This is a genomic window from Comamonas sp. B-9 (assembly GCF_000410635.1).
Classification (GTDB): Bacteria; Pseudomonadota; Gammaproteobacteria; order Burkholderiales; family Burkholderiaceae_C; genus Comamonas.
Genome location: NZ_APCR01000338.1, coordinates 1 through 8529 on the forward strand (window position 1 = coordinate 1; position 8529 = coordinate 8529).

Consider the following 8529-nt stretch of genomic DNA (forward strand, 5'->3'; position numbering starts at 1 on the left):
TGGGCGATGCGCGCGATGCCGCAGCCGTGGAAGCCGCTGATGAGAACCCGCCGGCGCTGCCCAAGGCCGGTGAGACCGTGGTGCTCGATGTCGTCATGGGCCCGCGCACCGACTGGTTCACCCCCGAGGCCGTGGCCCTGTTTGCTGCGCAGCGTTGGCAGGTTACCCCCCAGTCCAACCGCGTGGGCTTGCGCCTGGCCGGTGCAGAGGCGCTGGTGCGCAGCCAAACCCAGGAGCTGCCCAGCGAGGGCACAGCCCTGGGCGCCATCCAGGTGCCCGCCAGCGGCCAGCCCGTGCTTTTCCTGGCCGACCACCCCTTGACCGGTGGTTACCCGGTCATCGCCTGCATTGCCTCCTACCACCTGGACCTGGCCGCGCAAGTGCCCGTCGGTGGCTGGTTGCAATTCCGCCCCCTGGCGCCCTTTGCGGACCTGGTGGGCTGAGTGTTGAACAGGGCCTGCGCGCCCCGTTCTTGAATGGATATAGCTATGAATCAAGTGTTGATTGCAAACCGTGGCGAAAACCGACGCGCAGCGGCGGTTTCTCTACATTGCAGTGCCTGCGCAGCAGGCTGCGGCGATCTCGCTTCCCTGTCGTTGTTTGGTTGCTCGGAGTCTCAGCCATGAAAAAAGTATTGATTGCAAACCGTGGCGAGATCGCCGTCCGCATTATTCGTGCCTGCACGGACCACGGCCTCAAGAGCGTGGCGGTGTATGCCGATGCCGATATCGACGCCCTGCATGTGCGCATGGCCGATGAGGCCTATGCGCTTGAAGGCCAGCGCCCGGCAGAGACCTATCTGGACATCGCCAAGCTGATTGCAGTGGCGCAAAAAAGCGGCGCAGATGCGGTGCACCCGGGCTATGGTTTTCTGTCCGAAAACGCCGCCTTTGCCCGCGCGGTGATCGGTGCCGGTCTCACCTGGGTGGGCCCACCGCCTTCGGCCATTGAGCAGCTGGGCGACAAGGTGCAGGCGCGCAAGCTGGCGCTGAGCGTCGGTGCCCCGCTGGTAGCGGGCACGCCCGAGCCGGTCAAGGACGTCTCCGAAGTGCATGCCTTTGCGCGGGACCATGGCCTGCCGATTGCGGTCAAGGCCGCGTTTGGCGGTGGTGGCCGTGGCATCAAGGTGATCTGGAAGGCCGAGGACATCGACGAGCTGTATGGCGCGGCGGTGCGCGAGGCGGTGACCGCCTTTGGCCGTGGCGAATGCTTTGTCGAGCAGTTCCTGGACAAGCCCCGCCACATCGAAGCCCAGGTGATGGCCGACCAGCACGGCAATGTGCGGGTGCTGGGCACGCGCGACTGCTCGCTGCAGCGCCGCAACCAGAAGCTGGTCGAAGAAGCACCTGCGCCATTCCTCACCGACGCGCAGCGCGAGCGCATCCACCAATCGGCCCGCGAGATCTGCCAGGCCGCGGGCTATGTGGGCGCCGGCACGGTGGAATACCTGCTGAGCCAAGGCGGCGCGATCTCGTTCCTGGAGGTCAACACCCGTTTGCAGGTGGAGCACCCGGTGACCGAAGAGACCACCGGTACCGACCTGGTGCGCCTGCAGTTCCGCGTGGCCGAAGGCGAAGTGCTGGCCGATACGGCAGTGCCCGCGCCCCACGGCCATGCTTTTGAGTTCCGCATCAATGCCGAAGACGTGGGCCGTGGCTTCCTGCCCGCCCCTGGTCTGGTGACCCGCTTCGAGGCCCCATCGGGCCCCGGCGTGCGTGTGGACAGCGGTGTGGAATCCGGCTCGCAAGTGGCGGGCCAGTTCGATTCGATGCTGGCCAAGCTGATCGTCTGGGGCCCCAGCCGCGAAGTGGCCGTGCAACGCGCACGCCGCGCGCTCAAGGAGTTCAAGATCGAAGGCGTGCCGACCGTGCTGCCGTTCCACGAAGCGGTGATGGCGCATGCCGACTTCATCAACGGCGAGCACTTTGGCGTGCACACCCGCTGGATCGAAACCGAACTGATGCCCCAGTGGGATGCCCAGCCCGAAACCCGTCCCCAGCCTGCCGCCACCGCTGGCCTGCAGCGCGTCGCCATCGAGCTTGACGGCCGCCGCGTGATGCTGGGCCTGCCCGCCTCCCTGCTGTCGGGCCTGTCGGCCCCTGGCGCGGCCCCAGCGCCCGTGGAAGCGGCCGTGGATGAGAAGGCCGTCACCGCTGCCTCCGCCGGCACCCTCACGACCTGGAAGGTCGCTGATGGCGCCAGCGTGCAGGAGGGCGAGCTGATCGCCGTGATGGAAGCCATGAAGATGGAAATGCAGATCAACGCCCCCCGCGCAGGCCGCATCAGCCTGAAGGTGGACGCAGGCAGCTACCAGGCGGCCGGTGCGGTGATTGCACGGATCGACTAAGCCGCATTTTTGGCCGATGCAAAGGGCCGCGCAGCCGTTGGGTTGCGCGGCCTTTTTTTACCGCAGCGCTTTTCAATTTACGCGTCGGCATTCGTACAACACGTCGTCGATGTGGGGCTTCAAAGACTCCCAATCCAACATAGCGAGAATTTGCTTCGCTTCGTGCCGCACGGGCTCCCATTCGGGATTGCAAAAGATCTGTCTGTCGCCGCATCTGAGTGCGGAATCGCTAAGCCCGTATCCAAGCTCGGCGATGCGCTGCAAGCCCGTTTCAAAACTGGAGGGCAAAGCGTCAGGAAAGTTTTCAATAAATTGCAGGATGGGGCTGAACGCCAAACTCCGCACCTCACACGCAGCGCAATCCGGAATCCTGGATTCTTGTTCTGTAGCACTGAAGGCGAGCAGCTCCACCGCGTTGCCCAATTCACAAAATTGCTGCAAGAGCCTGAACTCGCCAGCCGCGTATAAGCCCCAGAAATGGGTGGAGATGGGGTGTTCCATATAACACTTTGGTGGTCTAAACGTTCATGTTATCTGGGGACTCAATTGCTGAGGAATCTTCGGCAGCTCTCCGCGAAGCAATTTGGCGGCAGGCTACCGCATGCTGAGTAGGGTCAGGTAAACCAGTGCACCTCTACCATTCTGAAGGAGTACCTGACCAGGGCTTTGATAGGTGAAGAGCCTCGAGCAAGAATGGCCGCCTGGACTGCAAGCTATTGGAACTGAAGAGATGAAATAGCAGAGTTTGTACTATTCACATCTTGATGCGTCGCACCAACCCACGCTAGTTCCCAGACATCCATAAATCAGTCAAGGCCTGAGGATGGGCGGCAGCAGTCATACCGTCGATCAGATCCGTTGTTGCCCATCGGGAGTCTTCAACAGGTGTTCGCTTTGCGACGGTACACCCCAGCTGTGTCACTGGTAACGAAAGAGCGGCTCCCCATCCGTCTGCCCATCAATCCGGCAGCGCATAGGCCATCAGCGAGTCGCCCATCTTGGTGCCGAACGAGCCATGCCCGCCGGCCATGATGACCACATACTGCTTGCCGCCGATGTCGTAGGTCATGGGGGTGGCCTGGCCGCCCGCTGGCAGGCGTGCCTGCCAGAGCAGATCGCCATTGCTGGCGTTGAACGCGCGCAGGTAGTTGTCCTGCGTTGCACCGATGAACATCAGATTGCCGCCGGTGGAGATCAGGCCGCCCAGGCCGGGCACACCGGCCTTGATAGGAGGAAGCTGCATCAGCTTGGGGAGGCTGTCGCGGATGGTGCCCACGCGCTTTCTCCACACGACGTCATGGGTGGCGAGATCCACACCAGCGACGGTCATCCATGCGGGTTCCTTGCAGGGCAGGCCCAGCGGTGACAGGAAGGCATTGAGCTCCACCCCATACGGCGTGCCGTACATGGGCTGCACGCCTTGCTCGGTGCCGGCGCCTTTTTCGGTGCGTGGGCGGTTCGGGTCTGCAGGGATCAGGCGCGAGACAAAGGGCAGGCCCAGCGGGTTCATGAACGCGACCTGGCGATCACTGTCCACCGACATGCCGCCCCATTCAAAGATCCCCAGGTTGCCGGGAAACACCAAGGTGCCGTTTTCAGACGGCGGCGTGTAGATGCCCTCGTAGTTCAGGCGGTGGAAGATCACCCGGCACATCAGCTGGTCGAACATGGTGGCGCCCCACATGTTCTTGTCGGTCAGGTTCTCGTGCGGGCCCATGTTCAACGGCGAGAAGGGCTGCGTTGGCGAATAATGCTCACCCTTGGTTTGCGGGCCGCGCTTGACGCTTTGCGGCACCGGCTTTTCGGTTACCGGCAAGATGGCTTCGCCACTGCGCCGATCAAGCACGAACAGCTGCCCGGTCTTGGTCAGCACATAGATGGCGGGCACCGTCGTGCCATCGGGGCGCTTGAGGTCGACCAGCGAGGGCTGCGCCGGCACATCCATGTCCCAGAGGTCATGGTGGGTGGTTTGGAAGTTCCAGACCAGCTTGCCGGTGCTGGCATCCAGGGCCAGCATCGAATTGGCATAGCGCTCTTTCAATTCGGTCCGGTCGCCGCCCCAGATATCGGGCGTTCCCACGCCGGTCGGCACGTAGACGATGTCGGTCTTGGCGTCATAGGCCAGTGGTGCCCAGGCGTTGGGGGAGTTGTGCACAAACTCGCCTTTCTCGCCCGGCATCTGGTTTGGGTCCTCGGCGCCGGTGTCAAACACCCAGCGCAGCGCGCCGGTGTTGACGTCATAGCCCCGGATCACGCCCGAGGGCTCTGCGTTGGACAGGTTGTCGGTGATCGAGCCGCCAATCACGATCGTCGAGCCCGTCACCACCGGGGGCGAGGTGGGGTTGTAACCGCCACGGTAGGGAAACGGCATATTGGCCTGCAGGTCGACCTGGCCCTGGTTGCCAAAGTCGCTGCAAGGCTTGCCAGTGTCCGGGTTCACCGCGAACAGGCGCCCATCGTTGACCGGCAGAATCACTTTGCGGGGGCATTCGGCAGAGGCCTGGGTCAGGTTCTTTTGCACGCTGGCGCTATTGCCCTCGACGTTGGCGCTGTCGTAGTAGGACACGCCTCGGCAGGTCAGATGCTGGAAGGTGCGGTCGGCTTTGAGCTGCGGATCAAAACGCCAGAGGCGCTTGCCGGTTGCGGGGTCGAGGGCATCGAGGAACTGGTGCGTCGTGCAGATGAACATGCGATTGCCCACCTTGATAGGGGTCAGCTCCGCCGTGGTTTCGCCCGAGTCGTCATCGCCCTTGAAGTCGCCGGTCTGGTACTTCCAGGCCAGCTGGAGCTTGTTCACGTTGCCGTCGTTGATCTGCGTCAGCGGCGAGTAGCGCACACCGGCCTGGGTGCGGCCATAGGCCGGCCAGTCGGCATCGGCCACGCCCGCCACCGGCGTGCGCTGCGCCGACGGCGCGCGCGCCAGGCTGCCATTGACTTCTTGCGGATCGTTGAACCAGCTGAGGCCCAGCACCGCAAGCACTGCCACAAGACCCAGAGACAGCAGCGATTTGGCGCCCGCGCTGTGGCTCAGCCGCCGGCTCGCCCAGGGCAGCAGCAGCCACAGGCCCAGCACAAACCAGATATCCAGTCGCGGCGTCAGCGCCCAGAAATCGGTCCCCGACTCCCAGATGCCCCATGCGATGGTGGCAAGCAGCAGCACGGCATAGAGCCACAGGCTAGCTACGCGATCGCGCGCATACCACCAGGTGATGACGATCATCACCAGGCCTGCCACCAGGTAGTAGGCCGAGCCCCCCAGTGCGATCAGCCACCCCCCGCCCGCCACCAGAAACAAGGTCACCAGGACCAGGATCGCTACGGTGATGTTTCTAGCGATGGGTTTGCCATGCGATTGCGTCATTGCTTCCACTTTCAGGCCATCGGGCCCAAGGTTGAACGGAAGACTTCTACCCATTGGAGCAGTCGCTAAACCATCGAGTCTCTGGGCCGCTGAATTGGATGAGTCGGCAACCATTGCAGCACCAGACGATGGCAGTGTCTGTCAGCCAAATACGGTGTTTTCCTCGCTGCAGCTGAAAAGCCCGGGCACCCGAATAGGTGCCGTCTTGCTTTTGATGTGCGCAGCAGCCATCAGCGGCCGGCCAGCGTGGGGCGCCAGGATTTCCAGGTGGGCACATGCACGTCTACGACAATGCGGTGCATGTCCTCCGACCTCGAACCCTTCAATATCTATCTCCAGCGCTGGGGTGCGAGCGCTGCTGGCAAGCCTGTGGTCACGGCGACCAGTGATCTTCTGCCGGTCAGCCTGAGCGGGTCACAAGCAGCCCTGGCGGCGATGATCAAGGTGACGCGAGATGCTGACGAACGCATCGGCGGCCAGGTGCTGCAATGGTGGGGTGGCCATGGCGCGGCGCGGGTCTATGCCTGCGATCCAGCGTCAGGCGCGCTGCTGATGGAGCGTGCCATGGGCTCCCAGGATTTGCTGCGCATGGCTTTGGCAGGCGAGGATGATGCGGCGACGGCCTGCATCTGCTACACCCTGGCCCAGCTGCATTCCCACCGCGCACCGGACCCCCCTGAACATCTGCTGCCGCTGGCGGATTTTTTCAGGTCGCTGGCGCCGATGGCGCAGCGGGAAGGGGGGCTGATGGCCGACTGCGCCATGGTCGCCCAGGAGCTCTTGCTAGATCAGCGGGAGCAGGTCGTTTTGCATGGCGATGCGCACCACCGCAATATTCTTGATTTCGGGCAGCGCGGATGGCTGGCAATAGATCCCAAGCGCGTCAGCGGTGAGCGCTATTACGACTATGTGAATGTGCTGTGCAACCCGGAGCTGCGAAGCTGCACCGACCCGCTGCGCTTTGCGCGCCAGTTGGCAGTCATTGTCGATGTGGCGGGACTGGAGCGCCAGCGCCTGCTCCGATGGGTGATGGCCCACGCCGCTTTATCTGCTGCCTGGTTTTTAGAGGATGGATTGCGCAGCCAGGCCAGGCACGAGTTGGCCGTGGCGCATCTCGCTCGCCAGGCCTTGGCCTGAGGCTCTTTGAACAGGTTCTTGGGGCTGGCAGCTCGCGCCCCACCGCAGCGGCACCGCCGCTGGTGCTGAAGCTGCTGCGCAGCTGTCCAGGCAAGCGCCGTGATGGTGTGGGGTGGCAGGCCATCCCCTCGGGCACCGCCCGAATGCCAACCAGAATGCCAGCCCTATCCCCGGTGGCTGCATACACCTCCGCTCAGGGCGTGCCTGCGTTCCTGGATACATCCTCCGCACCCGTAACCTCTATCTCCGTCACATCGCCCCTGCTGCCCGTTGCCATCTCATGGTAGATGTCGTAGAGGTACTGGGCCAGCTCGCTGGCGGGCAGATCGGCGGGGACGGCCAGTTGCACGGGTGCGCGCTTGCCGTCCTGCCCGACGGCATAGCAGCGCCAGCCGGTGCTGACGGGTTCCAGATCAAGGATGCGGCCAAAGACATTAAAGCGGTATCGGGGCATGGGCAGGCAATGCGGCGGGATGAGTGGTTTAACCGAGCGTAACGGAGACGGTTTCGTTAGGTACGAAGCTGGAAAGCTCCTGGGATAGAGACCCATGCGCGATGTGGCCATTGGCCTGCAAAGTCAATATCTTCTCTGGCAGGTAGAGATGCCACAGTGGATCGTCTGCGCGGGCATCTCCGTGTGGCCAAACACGCAATTGGCCGCCCTGGTCAAAATCAAAAATGGTCTCGGTGCGCGCATGCAGAAGCCGCACGCCTGAGATGCATTGCCCCTGCAGACGGGCAGCCGCTTGTTGGAGGGACTCACGCGGTTGCTCGGAGTGCAGCAGGGGCTTGTCGTCTTCCGAGTACTCCCAGGCAGCCATTTCGATCCAGAGCAGGAAGTCGCCTTGCACATCGGCACGTCTGCGTCGCATGGCTAAGGCTTTGGCATTCGGCACAGGTTCGCGCACCACGATCCGAGGCTGGCCGAAATGAAGGGATAACCAGCTGCCATAGTTGGCGGTGCATTGCCAACAGGGCTGCGCAGCCAGAAGGCTGAAATGCTCTGCGAGCAATGACGTTGTGTGGAGCATGCCAGGACTATGTTGTTGGGTGTACCAGCCGGGCTGGCGAGCCAACAAGGGTAGCAACACTGTCATCCATGCGCAAGACGCCTGATCACAGGGTGCACAAGCAAGGTATTCCGTATTGCTTGGCCAGCGCAGCTGCTACCGCTCTCCGTCCTGCCTGGCAAACACCCGGCTGAGCTGCTGGCGCTGGATGCGGCGGTGGATGGTGGAGCGGTTGACGCCCAGCAGGCGCGCGGCTTCGGAGACATTGCCCTGGCACTGGGCCAGGACTTGCTCCAGCGTGGCGCTACCCAACGCAGGGCCATCCGCTGCATCGCTGCCCGCGTCCGGCCCCTGCGCCACGGCGGGGCTGCGCTGCAGCGCATCGGGCAGGTGCTCCAGGTCGATTTGCTGCTCGGCCAGCGCGGCGACATAGCGCAGCGCATTGTGTAGCTCGCGCAGATTGCCGGGCCAGGGGTGGGCGTGCAGGGCGGCTTGCGCGGCCTCGCTCAGGCGCAGGCTGCAGCCCATGGCGGCGAGCATGTGCTCGGCCAGGGCCAGCAGATCGCTGCGCTCGCGCAAGGCGGGCAGCGGCAGCTCGGCGGCGTTCAGGCGGTAGAGCAGGTCGGCGCGGAACTGGCCGCTGCGGGCCAGCTCGGCCAGTGGCCGGTGCGATG

At 63.6% G+C, this 8529-nt stretch carries 7 protein-coding genes and 1 pseudogene; 3 read left to right on the forward strand and 5 right to left on the reverse strand.

The window, feature by feature from the left end; all coding sequences use genetic code 11:
• Window positions 1–443: pseudogene (locus H928_RS25960) on the forward strand (allophanate hydrolase); the annotation flags it as partial.
• Window positions 444–622: 179 nt separating this feature from the next.
• Window positions 623–2347: a biotin carboxylase N-terminal domain-containing protein gene (locus H928_RS0103515; protein ID WP_021025274.1), complete on the forward strand. Its 1725-nt coding sequence runs from the start codon at window positions 623–625 to the stop codon at window positions 2345–2347.
• Between the two features lie 72 nt (window positions 2348–2419).
• Here H928_RS0103515 and H928_RS0103520 read toward each other — a convergent pair whose 3' ends face one another.
• Together H928_RS0103520 and H928_RS0103525 are read right to left on the reverse strand one after the other, a co-directional pair.
• Window positions 2420–2848 (reverse strand): hypothetical protein, encoded by a 429-nt coding sequence (locus tag H928_RS0103520; RefSeq protein WP_021025275.1) that lies wholly within the window; start codon window positions 2846–2848, stop codon window positions 2420–2422.
• Window positions 2849–3305: 457 nt separating this feature from the next.
• Complete coding sequence (locus H928_RS0103525) at window positions 3306–5708, reverse strand: glucose/quinate/shikimate family membrane-bound PQQ-dependent dehydrogenase (protein WP_021025276.1); 2403 nt, start codon at window positions 5706–5708, stop codon at window positions 3306–3308.
• 300 nt (window positions 5709–6008) lie between these two features.
• On the opposite strand from H928_RS0103525, the gene H928_RS0103530 reads away from it, so the two are divergent.
• Complete coding sequence (locus H928_RS0103530) at window positions 6009–6845, forward strand: aminoglycoside phosphotransferase family protein (RefSeq protein WP_027010509.1); 837 nt, start codon at window positions 6009–6011, stop codon at window positions 6843–6845.
• A gap of 193 nt (window positions 6846–7038) precedes the next feature.
• Here H928_RS0103530 and H928_RS25965 read toward each other — a convergent pair whose 3' ends face one another.
• From H928_RS25965 to H928_RS0103545, 3 genes are all read right to left on the reverse strand, one after another.
• Window positions 7039–7299, reverse strand: coding sequence for a hypothetical protein (locus H928_RS25965; protein ID WP_021025278.1), 261 nt, complete (start codon window positions 7297–7299; stop codon window positions 7039–7041).
• Between the two features lie 28 nt (window positions 7300–7327).
• Entirely contained in the window at window positions 7328–7876 is a 549-nt protein-coding gene (locus H928_RS0103540; RefSeq protein WP_148293024.1) for a hypothetical protein, read from the reverse strand.
• Between the two features lie 135 nt (window positions 7877–8011).
• The coding region (locus H928_RS0103545) for a helix-turn-helix domain-containing protein (RefSeq protein WP_027010510.1) at window positions 8012–8529 on the reverse strand (518 nt) is incomplete at its 5' end.

Bases quoted from the DNA above. Each gene is read 5' to 3' on its own strand.
- H928_RS0103520 (WP_021025275.1), bottom strand. From the start codon at position 2,848: ATGGAACACCCCATCTCCACCCATTTCTGGGGCTTATACGCGGCTGGC.
- H928_RS0103525 (WP_021025276.1), bottom strand. From the start codon at position 5,708: ATGACGCAATCGCATGGCAAACCCATCGCTAGAAACATCACCGTAGCG.
- H928_RS0103540 (WP_148293024.1), bottom strand. From the start codon at position 7,876: ATGCTCCACACAACGTCATTGCTCGCAGAGCATTTCAGCCTTCTGGCT.
- H928_RS0103530 (WP_027010509.1), top strand. From the start codon at position 6,009: ATGTCCTCCGACCTCGAACCCTTCAATATCTATCTCCAGCGCTGGGGT.
- H928_RS25965 (WP_021025278.1), bottom strand. From the start codon at position 7,299: ATGCCCCGATACCGCTTTAATGTCTTTGGCCGCATCCTTGATCTGGAA.
- H928_RS0103515 (WP_021025274.1), top strand. From the start codon at position 623: ATGAAAAAAGTATTGATTGCAAACCGTGGCGAGATCGCCGTCCGCATT.